Genomic DNA, 13,331 nt, shown 5'->3' with positions numbered 1-13,331 from the left:
ACTGCCTCACTCAATTGGTAGTATAAAATCATTAAAAGTTACAAGTATATGGCAACGAAATTATTTTCTCCCTTTACCATAAAAAATATCACCTTAAAAAATAGAATTGCGATTTCGCCAATGTGCCAGTATTCTGCAATTGACGGATTTGCAAACGATTGGCATCTGGTTCATTTAGGAAGCCGTGCCAGCGGAGGTGCCGGACTTATTATTCAGGAAGCAACGGCGGTTTCTCCAGAAGCTAGAATTTCTCCTTCCGATCTTGGAATCTGGAAAGATGAACATATCGAAAAACTAAAACAAATTAATGCCTTTATTGTTTCTCAAAATTCTATTCCCGGAATTCAATTAGCGCATGCAGGAAGAAAAGCAAGCGTTTCGGCTCCGTGGCTTGGAAATAAAAAGTTAGATTTCGCTAAAGGCGGATGGCAGACTGTAGCGCCAAGCGCGATTCCATATCATGAAAATGAACCATTTCTTCCGGAAGCATTGGACAAAAACGGAATTCAAAAAGTGATCTCCGATTTTAAAACCGCGACAAAAAGAGTGGTTGAAGCAGGATATAAGGTTGTAGAAATCCATGCGGCTCATGGTTATTTATTGCATCAGTTTTTATCCCCTCTGACAAACGTAAGAACAGACGAATATGGAGGAAGTTTCGAAAACAGAATCCGTTTTACATTAGAAATTGTAGAAGCGGTTCAATCAGAATGGCCTTCAGATTTGCCATTGTTTGTTAGAATTTCGGCAACCGACTGGGCAGAAAACGGATGGAATCCAGAAGAATCTGTTCAGCTTTCTAAAATATTAAAAGAAAAGGGTGTAGATTTAATTGATGTTTCGTCAGGCGGATTGGTTTCGCATCAAAAAATAACATTAGGACCAGGTTATCAAGTTCCTTTTGCTGAAAAAGTGAAAGCTGAAGCAGATATCGCAACAGGAGCAGTCGGATTAATTACAGAAGCCAAACAAGCCGAAGAAATTTTAAATAAAAATCAAGCCGATTTGATTTTATTCGCCAGAGAATCTTTGAGAAATCCGAACTTGCCTTTAGATTTTGCCGCAACATTAAACGACGATATTCAATGGCCAAAACAATACGAAAGAGCTAAACTTTAAAAATTTTATGCGTACCGATTTGTGTTAATTCGTGCAATTCGTGGCAAACAAAAAAACTATACCAATGCAGAAGATAAAAACAGCACTATTATCATACGGAATGTCGGGGAAAGTTTTCCACGCTCCATTTTTAGATATTCATGAAGGATTTGAACTATTAGGTTCTTGGGAAAGAAGCAAAAAATTAATTCAAGAAGATTATCCATACGTAAAAAGTTACGCTTCGCTAGACGAATTATTAAGCGACGATGTCGATTTGGTAATTGTAAATACGCCAGTCGGGACGCATTACGAATATGCTAAAAAAGTGCTTTTGGCAGGAAAACATGCTGTGGTAGAAAAAGCATTTACAACAACGGCCGCAGAAGCAAAAGAATTGGCAAAAATTGCAAAAGAAAAGGGTTTAAAATTGGCTGTCTTCCAGAACAGAAGATGGGACAGCGATTTTAAAACCGTGAAAAAAGTAATTGATGACGGCGTTTTGGGAGATTTGGTCGAAGCCGAATTTCATTTCGACAGATACAATCCGTTGCTAAGCCCAAAAGCACATAAAGAAACGGCCAATGACGGAGCTGGAGTTCTAAAAGATTTAGGTCCGCATATTATAGATCAGGCAATAAGTCTGTTTGGATGTCCAAAAGCTGTTTTTGGCGACATTCGCGTAACCAGAGAAAACTCTGTTGTAGACGATTGGATCGATTTGACTTTGTTTTATTCTAATTTCAGAGTCCGTTTAAAAGCAGGATTTTTTGTTAGAGAAGCGAATCCAGCGTATACACTTCACGGAAAAAAAGGTTCATTTTTAAAACCTCGTGGAGATGTGCAGGAAGACGAATTGAAAATTGGCAAAAAGCCAAATTTAGATTCTTGGGGAACAGAAGACGAAAGTTTGCAGGGACTTTTGCATACCGAAATAGACGGTAAAATTGTGAGAGAAAAAATTCCTACGCTTCAAGGCAATTATTTCAGTTTCTTTGATGGCGTTTACGACTCGATTGCAAATGATAAAAAAGAACCCGTTACCGCAGATGAAGGCGTAAAAGTAATGCAGGTTATAGAAGCCGCGATTGCAAGTAATGCCCAGCAAAAGGTAATAGGCATATCATAAAACGTTCCGTAGGAATGTCTGATTGGTAGAATGCACAGCAAAAGGTGATAAGCATATATTAAAAACATTCCATTAGGAATGTCTCGTCGGTAAATTTTTCGTTCCGTAGGAACGTTTGATACATTAAATTGTTAAAATGACACCAAAATCAAACGTTCCTACGGAACGTAAATGTGATGGGATATTATTTTTTTCTACCGACGAAATGTTCCTACGGAACAACGAAATGTAAATAGAACGGGATATCTCAAAAATTGAGAATCCCTTTTTTTGTTTACATAAAAAAATGAAACAAATTATAATTCTAGTAAACCCGAAAAATCGTAATTTTAATAATAAGAATTCAATTAAAAACCTCTGAATTTATAAACAATAACGTTGTATATTGTAGATAATCTTAGGCTTTATGCACTTTGACGAGCGTTTTTAGTATTTTTGACAACATTCCAATAAAAATCAATATGCTGATAAACATTAATCCATTATCGCTTTTTCAGACCAAAGCAAAAATCAAGAAAGTATTTAGAGAAGCCAAAGCTTCCTATTTAAATCGCATTCGTTTTGCTGTTGGAATGTTTTATTTCGGAATGGGTTTGAGTTTTGCCACATGGGCGAGTAGAATTCCAGATATCAAAACAGCTTTGCATTTAACAGAAGGTGATTTGGGTTCTATACTTTTTGCGCTTCCGGTTGGGCAATTGGTTATTATGCCTTTTTCGGGCAAAATGGTTACTAAATTTGGAAGCCATCGCATTTTGATTTTCTCCTTAATAATGTATGTTTTGTGCCTTATTAATTTAGGTTTGGCAACAACATCATTACAATTATCCCTCGGATTATTTTTATTTGGTCTTTTTGGAAACTTAGCCAATATTGCTGTAAACACACAAGGTGTTTATACCGAAGTGTTGTTTAAAAAAACAATTATGTCTTCGTTTCACGGAATGTGGAGTTTTGCCGGATTTACAGGCGCACTGGTTGGTTTAGGAATGCTGGCTTTAAAATTAAGTCCGCTGCATCATTTTATTATTGTAGCCGGAATTGTTTTATTGATGGTGGCATTTAACTTTAAATTTTTGGTTAGAGCCAAAGAAAAAAAGAAACCCAAAGAAGAAGGCAAAAAACTATTTGTAAAACCAGACACGGCTCTGCTTTGGCTAGGTGTTATCGGATTTTGCAGTATGGCCAGCGAAGGTGTTATGTTTGACTGGAGCGGAGTTTATTTTAAAGATATTGTAAAAGCTCCAGGACCATTGGTTGTTTTAGGGTATACTTCTTTTATGATTATGATGGCCAGCGGAAGATTTCTTGGCGACGGATTAATCAATAAATTTGGACGCGAACGTGTCATGCAGATTAGCGGTGTTATGATTTCGGCTGGACTTTTTACAGCGGTTTTTCTTCCTTATATCATCCCGTGTACCATTGCTTTTATGTTTGTAGGTTTGGGCGTTGCAACGATTGTTCCTACTGTTTACAGCATTGCAGGTAAAAACCCGACAGTTCCAGCGGGCGAAGCTTTAACGATTGTTTCGAGCGTAAGTTTCTTAGGTTTCTTAATGGGGCCGCCAGTAATTGGTCACATTGCACAAAGTTTTGGACTGCAGTTTTCTTTTGCCTTTATCGGAATTTTTGGCGTTCTGATTGCTTTTATGGTTTCTAAAATTAGGACATAGGCTTAATATAATTGTCTTTTAAGATTTATTATTTTTAGCTATTATTTACTTAAATTGAAATAAAATTGAAAGAATTTACTTATGTTTAAATAATTTGTTTATTTTTGAATTTCTAACTTAGACGTTAAAGTTAGAAGTTTCTCTTTTTCCAAAAACCAATTTTATCTTTTGAATTAAGGAGTGTCAATCCTAAGAATATTTAAAAGTTAATAACAGGTTTTAATGATAAAAAATTACGCAGTTTTCTTTATTTTTTGGTTCTTTAATTTTGCTTTTTCACAACAAGAAATAACAGTAACAGGAATTGTTATTGATGCCCGAACGCAGAATCCGCTCGAAAATGTAGTGGTGACGATACAGAACACAGCTGTGATGCAGCTTACTTCAAAATCGGGAAAATTTGAACTTCATATATTTCCCAAAAAAGAACAATTACTTTTACTAAGAAGCCAAGGATACAAAGATTTTCTTTTGAAAGTAAAGTCCAATGCTGGACAGAATATTAATCTCGGAATATTACAGTTAGAAGACACTTATTCAGATGAGGTTCCTGCTGCATTAATCACTTTATCAGATAGCGATTTCTCAGAGGATAATAGTTCGTCTGAAATGACTTCGGGACTTTTGCAATCATCAAGAGATGCTTTTATGCAGGCGGCAGCTTTCAATTGGGGACAAGCTCGATTTCGCATGCGTGGTTTAGACAGCGAAAATGCAATCACGATGCTTAACGGAATGGCAATGAACAAAATCTACGATGGCAGACCGCAATGGAGCAATTGGGGAGGTTTAAACAATGTGCTTAGAAATCAGGAATTCTCGGTTGGAACTGCAGCTTCCAATTATACTTTTGGAGGTATTTTAGGCACACAGCAGATTTTTACACGCGCTTCTTTGTATAGAAAAGGAGCGTCGCTCACGTTTTCTGGAAGCAATACCACTTATTTATGGCGAGCAAACGGAACTTATGCCTCAGGAATGAATGCTTCTGGGTGGGCTTTTGTGGTATCAGCTGGAAAACGCTGGGCCGATGAAGGATATTTTGAAGGCACAAATTTCGATGCCAATTCTTTTTTTCTTAGTGTTGAAAAGAAATTAAACAGCAGGAATTCAATCAATTTTACAGGATTTTATACGCCAAATTCACGAGGAAAGAACTCAGCGAATACTAGTGAAGTAACCGATTTAATGAGCGAAAAATACAACTCATATTGGGGATTTCAGAACGGTGAAAAGAGAAATGCAAGAACAAAAAATGTAGAAGAGCCACTGTTTATGCTCAATCACTATTTTAAAATTGATGATAAAACCAATCTGAATTCAGGTATAATGTATCAGTTCGGAAAAGTTGGAAATAGCAATATCGATTACCAAAATGCTGATAGCCCGGACCCTGTTTATTATAAAAAAATGCCAAGTTATTTTAGTTCGCTTTATGCTAAAGATCAAGGAGAGTTTTCGGGTGAATTTACCCCAGATTATGAAAATGCAGAAAAAAGCAAAATAGCATTTTTAGCAAATCCCCAGATTAATTGGAACGAAATGTATTTTGCCAATCAAAAAATAGAACAGAGTAGTTATGTGCCTGCGCAGAGCCATTACGTGCTTTATGAAGACAGAACAGATGATCGAACTTTGGCAGTAAACTCAAATCTGAATACACAGATAACTTCTAATATTTCTTTTGATGGAGGGTTTATTTTTAAGAAATTAAAATCACATAATTTTCAGTATTTATTGGATCTTCTTGGCGGAGCCTATTTTGAAGATATAGATCCGTTTTACAAAGGAAATCTTTCGCAATCAGATTTGCTGCATCCAAATCGTCAAGTCGTAAAAGGAGATATTTACGGATACAATTACAATTTATTGGCTAATACTTTAGATGTTTTTACGCAGTTTAAATTTAGTTATAATAAAACAGAATTCTTCTTGACACAATCTTATTCGATGACAGATTATCAGAGAGAAGGATTGTATCAAAACGGATTGTATCCGACAAATTCTTTAGGAAAAAGTGAGAAAGTAAATTTTGAGAATTTCGGTTTCAAAGGCGGTTTCACTTATAAAATTTCAGGAAAACAATTGTTGTTTTTTAATGCTGCACATTTTACAAGAGCGCCTTCTCTGCGGAATACTTTTTCAAATTCACGTTTGAATAATAATGTCGTAGACGGAATTGAAAGTGAAAATATCAGCAGTGCTGAGGCTAATTATGTATATCGTTCAGCAAAACTCAAATTACGCTTAACAGCCTATTATACAGCAATTAAAAATACTTCCAGAACTTCTTATTTCTATGCTGAAGGTATTTTTGACAATGGTTCTGGTTATGATTCGACAAATGCATTTGTCAGCCAGACTCTGACCAATTTAGATAAGAAAAATACGGGAGCAGAATTAAGTTTTGAATATCAAATTTGGCCAACATTAAAAACAACTTTATCGGCAGCATTTGGAAATTACGTCTATAGCAGCAATCCAAATGTAATGATTGTAAACGATGCCAATAGAGCAAAAGAAGGAGCGCAAACTACTTTTGATTTTGGCCCCGCTTATTTAAAAAATTATAAACAGTCAGGAACTCCTCAGCAAGCCTATTCATTTGGAGTAGAATATCGCGATCCGAAGTTTTGGTGGGTTGGTGGCAATATCAATTATTTGGCAGAGAGTTATATAGATGTTTCGCCAATTTCTAGAACATCTCAATTTTACATCAATCCGGCAAATGGTTTTCCTTTTCCTGAGGCAACTTCCGAAAGAGGGAAAGAATTGCTAAAACAAGAAAAATTTCAACCTGTCATGTTGCTGAATTTTAACGGAGGCAAATCTTGGCGTATTCATAAAAAATATGTAGGACTTTTTGCCAGTGTCAATAATGTTTTGGATTTAATGTACAAAACAGGCGGTTTTGAACAGGCAAGAAATGCCAATTTTAGAGCATTGAATCAAGATGTTTCAAGCGGAACACCATCTTTTGGACCAAGATATTATTATGGTTATGGACGAACTTATTTTCTAAATCTTACAATCGGTTTATAAAACAGAAAACCTTATTTCTCATGAAAAAAATTATTTTATTGTTTGCATTATCCCTAATTAGTTGCACTAAAGAAGTTGAAACTCCAAAATTAGCTTGCACTCAGCCCAATCTTCCTGTAAATAAAAGTGTAGAAAAAGTCTATGAGCTTTCGGGTACAACAGCGAAACAATATTTGTATGACGACATTATTGAAGCTTACGTAGTTTCGAGCGACGAAGGAGGCAATTTTTTTAAGACTATTTCATTGCAGACCAAAGAAACTGAAAAAGCGCCAGCAATTGGTTTCAGCGTGCCTATTGATGCCACAAATACTTATATAGATTTCCGAGTGGGAAATAAAGTGTTTGTAAAACTTAAAAATCAATTTACAGATTTGTATTACGGCGGTTTAAGAATTGGAAGTTTGTATGTGAGTAATGCTGGTGATCCGACAATTGGCAGAATTTCCCAAAACGAATATAAAAATGTATTAAACGCTTCGTGCACAAATATAGACGAGAACCAGTTGGTTAAATCACTTTCTGTGGAAGAAGCGCTTTCAGATTCTAAGCTAAATACTTTGATAGAATTAAAAGATGTGGAATTTACCGAAGCCGCATTAGGACGCCATTATTTTGAAGAATCTAATAATGTTGGAGGTTCAACAAACTGGTATTTGAGAGACAAAACAGGAAATCAGATTATTTTTAGAACCAGTAGTTATTCAAAATTTGCAGATCATGCTGTACCGGAAGGAAGCGGAAAAGTGAAAGGAATTCTAACCAAATTTGGTACAGATTACCAGTTTATGGTTCGATACGAAAGTGATATTGTGATGAATGGAAAAAGAAATACTCCATTTTTTTCAGAAGATTTTCAGTCTGTTAAAAACAATGTCAATTTTGCACTTCCGGGATGGAGCAACATTGTAGAGAAAGCAACAAAACTCTGGAAAAGTATGGTATATTCTGGTAATGGCTATGCAGAATTCAATACAACAAGCACAACTGCAGCCGAGAACGTGGCTTGGCTTGTTTCGCCTAAAATAAATCTAACGGGATATAAAAATGCAGTGCTTTCTTTTAGAAGTGCGCAACACGATTTGAAAATTGATTCTCCGTTAAATACATTAGAGGTTTACGTTTCAACTAATTTTGATGGCGCAAGCGTGACCAAAGCAAAATGGACAAAATTGGAAGCAAAAGTTCCAACACTTTCGACTCCTTCGCGTGAGTTTATCAGTTCTGGAGGAATCGATCTTTCGGCTTATTCTGGAAACATAAATATTGCCTTTAAATACATCGGATCAGGAAAAGACAAAACATTAAATGGTGCTTTTATGGTTGACGATATTAAGATATTTGGAGAAAAATAAGGCGTGAATTTTATTTTTATAAATAATGTATTGATTTTTAGTGTTTTGTTTAAAAGTTTGTAGTTTTTGTATTTCAAATAGTTAAAATCTAAATGAATTTTGTACTTTGGTCATCCCAAATCAATACAAATACCACATGAAAACCTACTTTATTGCCATCTTATGGATGGTGTTTCCTTTCTTGATGCACAGTCAAGACAACGTTAAGCTAAAGCAGATCAACATTGTAAAAACAAATTACCAAAACTCTAAAGACGGAGAAATTGTTAACAAAACAATGGTTTTTAAAGACGGTAAGCTTCAAACAATAACCACTTCAGATGTTGTACAGCATTTTTATTACAACAAAAACGGATTGCTGGATATGACTGTAAAAGATAAGGTAGGAAGCGACTGGAAAGAAGTAATCAACTATACTTATAACGCCGACAACAATATTACCAAATTTGTAAAAAAATACCAGGAAGGTCCAAATTACATTACCAAGACTGTTTCATTTGTGTATGAAGGAGCAAGAGTAAAAGTAACAACAAAAAAGAGCACCAATCATCAGAATTTAGTAGATGATATTGAATATCTTGTTGAAAACGGAATTATTGTAAGACGTACGTCACGCGATAGAAACAAGGCCATCATTGGAAAACTAGAATACGTTTATGTAAACGATAATGTGTCAAGACATAAAGGATTGGTTGGAGATAAAATCTCTAAATCATTTACTTATGATGATAAAAAATCGGTTGATCAGTTAATCGTTCAAAGTCTTTTTGGAGATAATTACAAAGTAATTGTACCTATGATTTCATATCACGAAGAAGAATTTGAGTTTGAATCAATTTCTTATAATAATGAAGTTAATTTCAGTCCATCATCTACAGCATTAGTTGCAATAAGCAGAAAATACAAATACAACAAATTAAACTATCCGATTTCTTGCTCTCAGATAGAAGAAAACGGAATTGTGAAAACGGAAAAAACGTTTATTTACGAATAAGGGTTTTAAACTTAGACCATTCATTTGAAAAGTGGAACTTTAGTTGAGTTTATCTTAACGGGTTCCATTTTTTTTGTAATGTATTCTTTTAAATATAAATGTAAAAACAAAATTGTATAATTGATTGTAGCTGACAAATGATTAAATTTGCACCTTATTCAAGACTATGTTAGAAAAAGAAGTTATAAATTTTGAGAGAACAGTAATTGTTGGTATTGTCACTCAGAATCAAAGTGAAGAAAAACTAAATGAATATTTAGACGAATTGGAGTTTCTGACTTTTACCGCAGGAGGTGAAGTTATTAAACGCTTTTCGCAAAAAATGGAACGCCCTAATCCGAAGACTTTTGTGGGTACAGGGAAAATTGATGACATCAATCTTTTTGTAAAAGAAAACAAAATATCGACTGTAATTTTTGATGATGAATTAACGCCATCTCAGCAGAAAAATATATCAAGAATTATTGACTGTAAAATTCTAGACCGAACAAACTTAATTCTAGACATTTTTGCGCAAAGAGCCGAAACTTCATATGCAAGAACTCAGGTAGAATTGGCACAATGTCAATATTTACTTCCGAGACTTTCTGGTTTATGGACACACCTTGAACGTCAAAAAGGGGGTATTGGTATGCGTGGGCCTGGAGAAACAGAGATTGAAACCGATAGACGTATTGTGCGTGACCGAATTTCGTTATTGAAAGATAAAATCAAAACAATCGACAAACAAATGAGTATTCAGCGAAGCAATCGCGGAGCAATGGTCCGTGTAGCTCTTGTTGGATATACCAATGTCGGAAAATCGACTTTGATGAATGCAATTGGTAAAAGTGATGTTTTTGTTGAGAATAAATTGTTTGCAACTTTAGATACAACAGTTAGAAAAGTGGTGATTAAAAACCTTCCTTTTTTACTTTCTGATACGGTAGGATTTATTCGAAAACTGCCAACACAATTGGTTGATTCTTTTAAAAGTACCTTAGATGAGGTTCGTGAAGCGGATTTATTGCTTCATGTGGTAGATATTTCGCATCCAGATTTTGAAGATCATATCGAGTCTGTAAATAAGACTTTACAGGAAATAAAAAGCAACGACAAACCAACTATTATGGTTTTTAATAAAATCGATGCCTACAAACATCTTACTATCGATGAAGATGATTTGATTACAGAAAGAACCAGAAAACACTGGACACTTGACGAGTGGAAACAAACTTGGATGAGTAATGTTGGGCAGGATAAAGCGTTGTTTATTTCTGCCAGAAACAAAGAGAATTTCGAAGAATTTAGAGAAACAGTTTATGAAGCGGTTCGCCAGATTCATATTACGCGTTTTCCTTACAACAATTTCTTGTATCCAGATTATAAGGATGCAGTTGAAAAGGATGAAGAAGAATAAAGGAACGGCTTTTGAGATATCAAAAGCCGTTTTTTTGTTTTGTTGCAGATTAAAAATTTTAATGAATTTAATCTAATAATTCCTTAATCTGCGGTATTCATATTTTTTTGAATCTATTTGTTGAAATCTTGCTCATGCAATAATTAAAACCCAAAATTAACGCCTAGACCAAATACTTCTCTAGTTTGAAGTCCGGCAAATGCATTATCATCATAAATAGCCTGAAATGATAAATTAGCAGATAGAAACTTGTTGATTTTCATTATAACATTTAGGGAATAATTTATATCGACATTTTGTGGGTCTTCGAGATAATTGGAATAAAGGTTAAGTGTGTTTTCGGCAGTCACGTTTGTCATGATTGCCAATTTATAATAAACTGAAGCATAAAAACCAAGCTCATAACGTATGCTTTTGCCTTCATCAACGCCAAAATAACTGCCGTCTACATATGGCAGTCCTGTAAATCTATCAATTCCAGTTGTATAGGCACTGTCTACGAAAGTGAATTTTGAAGTTAGCGGAGCAAAATTTATTTTAAGATTGTCATCTTTTGTCCAGTAAATACCTGGCCCTGTGGTAAGATATCCAGGAGACATAAATTTGGTTTGTTCAGTCCTTATTTGCTTTCCATTGGCATCTTGATCATAAATGTAGCCAGTTGAAAATTGTGTTCTAAAATTTAAGAAGTATGAATAATACCATTCTCCAAAGGCTCTTTTTCCGAGAATAGAATTGAATTCTAAACGGTCATCTGTTTTTTTTGTGAAGTCATCATTTTTGGTTTGAAGAAGACCGTACGATGCTAAAATTTTGTTGTCCCAAGTTAAATCGTCCTTTTTGTAATTGAAATCATAATTGATTCCTAATGTTCCAGAAAAGCTATCTTCTCCACCTGCAATCCAGTTGTTAAAACTCGATTGGTTTAATAAAAGGGAAACAGTTCCTTTTGTTTTCCACCCTTCTCCTTCTATAGTATCGTTAATTTTTTTTACTGCTTTTTCAGTATTTTGAATTAACTCTTTTTCTGAATTTTGGGCTTGTACAAATGTGAAATTTACTAAAATGAAAAGTAATAGGGTTAGCTTTCTCATGGTCTTTAGTTTAGAAGTGTATTACCAAATATACTAAAAACCAATGGAAAGTTAAGGTTTGCTGTAGTGTTATTGCAGGTTATTTCTTAGACTCTTTGTATAAAGGCACTGCCGAACATGCTTCGCCGTACATAATACTGCGGGCAAATGGCTGTAAATAATTTGTAGCTAAAATGTAAGCGCGCATAGGAACTGGCTTTCTAGAACAGCCTTTTACAATGACCGGTTTGCCTTTGTAAACAGAGTAATCTATTTTGCTTAAAAGCTCTTCATAAAGGCTTGCGTCAAGATCTTCTATAGTTCCGTTTACTACTTTTTTAGCAAAAGGAGCCAGATGAACACCAACTAAAATTAATGCCCAAGCCGGAATAATCGCATCTGTACTGCAGTTTACAGCTACATATTGATCCTGATATTGTGACCAATCGTGATTTTTAAGATGTTCTCTAAAGTCCTTTTCTTTCAATAAAAATCCTTCCAAAAGCCATTGCGAAATGTCAATCTGCACTCGCATTCCTTTTGGGTAATAATCCTCAAGATCAAAAACTTCTAAAGCACTATTGGCAACTTTATTGATGATTTCTTCCATTTTTTTTAGTTTTCAGTCACAGTCACAGTAGCAGTTTTTAACTGAGACTGTGACTGTAAACTGTATACTTTTTTAAAGCATTCCTAATTCTAATTTAGCTTCTTCGCTCATTAAATCTTTGCTCCAAGGCGGATCAAAAGTAATTTCAACATCAACATCTTTAATGTTTTCGATTGCTTTTACTTTTTCTTCTACTTCTCTTGGCAAACTTTCTGCAACCGGGCAGTTTGGTGAAGTCAGCGTCATAAGGATTTTTACTTCGTAATCTGTATTTACCATTACGTCGTAAATTAATCCTAATTCGTAAATATCTACTGGAATCTCAGGATCGTAAATGCCTTTTAAAACTCTTACGATTGATTCTCCTAATTCGTTTGTATCAATTTCTTGTTCCATTTTGTGTATTTGTTTTACCATTAAGAGATTAAGAAAATTAAGTTTTACAGTTTACTTAATTCCCTTCTAATTACTTAGAAAATTAAGCATAAAGCTTTATGAACCTTAATGCCTTAATGGTTTAAAATTTCTTAATTTTTGTTTTTAGCGTCAAAAGCCAAAGCGTACATTTTGATGTTTTTGATCATCGAAACCAAACCGTTGGCACGAGTTGCAGATAAATGTTCTTTTAGGCCGATTTCGTCTATAAAATCAGTATCAGCTTCCAGAATATCTTTTGCTTTTTGATTAGAGAAAGCACGAATTAAAATCGCAATTATTCCTTTCGTTAAAATAGCATCACTGTCTGCTGTAAAAACGATTTTATCGTCTTGTTCTTCACCCTGCAGCCAAACTTTTGATTGGCAGCCTTTGATTAAATTATTATCGGTTTTGTATTCTTCTTTAATTAACGGAAGACTTTTTCCTAGTTCGATAATGTATTCATAACGCTGCATCCAATCGTCGAACATTGAAAATTCGTCTATTATTTCGTCTTGTATTTCTTTTATCGTCATAA

Annotated in this window: 11 protein-coding genes; 7 read left to right on the top strand and 4 right to left on the bottom strand. The window is 34.6% G+C overall.

Going from position 1 to position 13,331, the window contains the following annotated elements:
- The first annotated feature begins 48 nt into the window (after positions 1–48).
- The 7 genes from BB050_RS07055 to hflX all read left to right on the top strand — a co-directional run bounded on the left by BB050_RS07055 (position 49) and on the right by hflX (position 10,693).
- Positions 49–1,119, top strand: coding sequence for an NADH:flavin oxidoreductase/NADH oxidase (locus tag BB050_RS07055; RefSeq protein WP_066033090.1), 1,071 nt, complete (start codon positions 49–51; stop codon positions 1,117–1,119).
- A 64-nt stretch (positions 1,120–1,183) separates the two neighbouring features.
- Entirely contained in the window at positions 1,184–2,227 is a 1,044-nt protein-coding gene (locus tag BB050_RS07050) for a Gfo/Idh/MocA family oxidoreductase (protein ID WP_066035116.1), read from the top strand.
- 461 nt (positions 2,228–2,688) lie between these two features.
- The gene (locus tag BB050_RS07045) at positions 2,689–3,903 is read left to right on the top strand and encodes an MFS transporter (RefSeq protein ID WP_008466050.1); all 1,215 of its coding nucleotides are present in this window, start codon (positions 2,689–2,691) and stop codon (positions 3,901–3,903) included.
- Positions 3,904–4,125: 222 nt separating this feature from the next.
- Entirely contained in the window at positions 4,126–6,945 is a 2,820-nt protein-coding gene (locus BB050_RS07040; protein ID WP_066033089.1) for a carboxypeptidase-like regulatory domain-containing protein, read from the top strand.
- Positions 6,946–6,965: 20 nt separating this feature from the next.
- On the top strand, positions 6,966–8,300 hold the full coding sequence (locus BB050_RS07035) for a DUF5689 domain-containing protein (RefSeq protein WP_066033088.1): 1,335 nt from the start codon (positions 6,966–6,968) through the stop codon (positions 8,298–8,300).
- A gap of 136 nt (positions 8,301–8,436) precedes the next feature.
- Positions 8,437–9,294, top strand: coding sequence for a hypothetical protein (locus tag BB050_RS07030; protein ID WP_008466054.1), 858 nt, complete (start codon positions 8,437–8,439; stop codon positions 9,292–9,294).
- Between the two features lie 166 nt (positions 9,295–9,460).
- Positions 9,461–10,693 (top strand): GTPase HflX, encoded by a 1,233-nt coding sequence (gene hflX, locus BB050_RS07025; RefSeq protein ID WP_008466055.1) that lies wholly within the window; start codon positions 9,461–9,463, stop codon positions 10,691–10,693.
- A 143-nt stretch (positions 10,694–10,836) separates the two neighbouring features.
- On the opposite strand, the gene BB050_RS07020 is transcribed toward hflX, so the two are convergent.
- The 4 genes from BB050_RS07020 to BB050_RS07005 all read right to left on the bottom strand — a co-directional run bounded on the left by BB050_RS07020 (position 10,837) and on the right by BB050_RS07005 (position 13,329).
- A complete protein-coding gene (locus BB050_RS07020) occupies positions 10,837–11,787 on the bottom strand; it encodes a DUF3078 domain-containing protein (protein WP_008466056.1) in 951 nt (316 codons plus the stop codon).
- 79 nt (positions 11,788–11,866) lie between these two features.
- Positions 11,867–12,376, bottom strand: coding sequence for a DUF2480 family protein (locus BB050_RS07015; protein ID WP_008466057.1), 510 nt, complete (start codon positions 12,374–12,376; stop codon positions 11,867–11,869).
- Between the two features lie 72 nt (positions 12,377–12,448).
- Complete coding sequence (locus tag BB050_RS07010) at positions 12,449–12,772, bottom strand: SUF system Fe-S cluster assembly protein (protein WP_008466058.1); 324 nt, start codon at positions 12,770–12,772, stop codon at positions 12,449–12,451.
- A gap of 131 nt (positions 12,773–12,903) precedes the next feature.
- The gene (locus tag BB050_RS07005; RefSeq protein ID WP_066033087.1) at positions 12,904–13,329 is read right to left on the bottom strand and encodes a SufE family protein; all 426 of its coding nucleotides are present in this window, start codon (positions 13,327–13,329) and stop codon (positions 12,904–12,906) included.
- Between the last annotated feature and the right edge of the window lie 2 nt (positions 13,330–13,331).

Origin of the sequence: Flavobacterium anhuiense (assembly GCF_001705175.1) — a bacterium.
GTDB classification, from domain to species: domain Bacteria; phylum Bacteroidota; class Bacteroidia; order Flavobacteriales; family Flavobacteriaceae; genus Flavobacterium; species Flavobacterium anhuiense.
This window is presented reverse-complemented; position numbering and strand designations above follow the sequence as displayed.

What these genes read in the sequence shown, in the direction of transcription:
- BB050_RS07055 (WP_066033090.1), top strand. Translation starts at nt 49, where the DNA reads ATGGCAACGAAATTATTTTCTCCCTTTACCATAAAAAATATCACCTTA.
- BB050_RS07040 (WP_066033089.1), top strand. Translation starts at nt 4,126, where the DNA reads ATGATAAAAAATTACGCAGTTTTCTTTATTTTTTGGTTCTTTAATTTT.
- BB050_RS07015 (WP_008466057.1), bottom strand. Translation starts at nt 12,376, where the DNA reads ATGGAAGAAATCATCAATAAAGTTGCCAATAGTGCTTTAGAAGTTTTT.
- BB050_RS07050 (WP_066035116.1), top strand. Translation starts at nt 1,184, where the DNA reads ATGCAGAAGATAAAAACAGCACTATTATCATACGGAATGTCGGGGAAA.
- BB050_RS07005 (WP_066033087.1), bottom strand. Translation starts at nt 13,329, where the DNA reads ATGACGATAAAAGAAATACAAGACGAAATAATAGACGAATTTTCAATG.
- BB050_RS07020 (WP_008466056.1), bottom strand. Translation starts at nt 11,787, where the DNA reads ATGAGAAAGCTAACCCTATTACTTTTCATTTTAGTAAATTTCACATTT.
- BB050_RS07010 (WP_008466058.1), bottom strand. Translation starts at nt 12,772, where the DNA reads ATGGAACAAGAAATTGATACAAACGAATTAGGAGAATCAATCGTAAGA.
- hflX (WP_008466055.1), top strand. Translation starts at nt 9,461, where the DNA reads ATGTTAGAAAAAGAAGTTATAAATTTTGAGAGAACAGTAATTGTTGGT.
- BB050_RS07030 (WP_008466054.1), top strand. Translation starts at nt 8,437, where the DNA reads ATGAAAACCTACTTTATTGCCATCTTATGGATGGTGTTTCCTTTCTTG.
- BB050_RS07035 (WP_066033088.1), top strand. Translation starts at nt 6,966, where the DNA reads ATGAAAAAAATTATTTTATTGTTTGCATTATCCCTAATTAGTTGCACT.
- BB050_RS07045 (WP_008466050.1), top strand. Translation starts at nt 2,689, where the DNA reads ATGCTGATAAACATTAATCCATTATCGCTTTTTCAGACCAAAGCAAAA.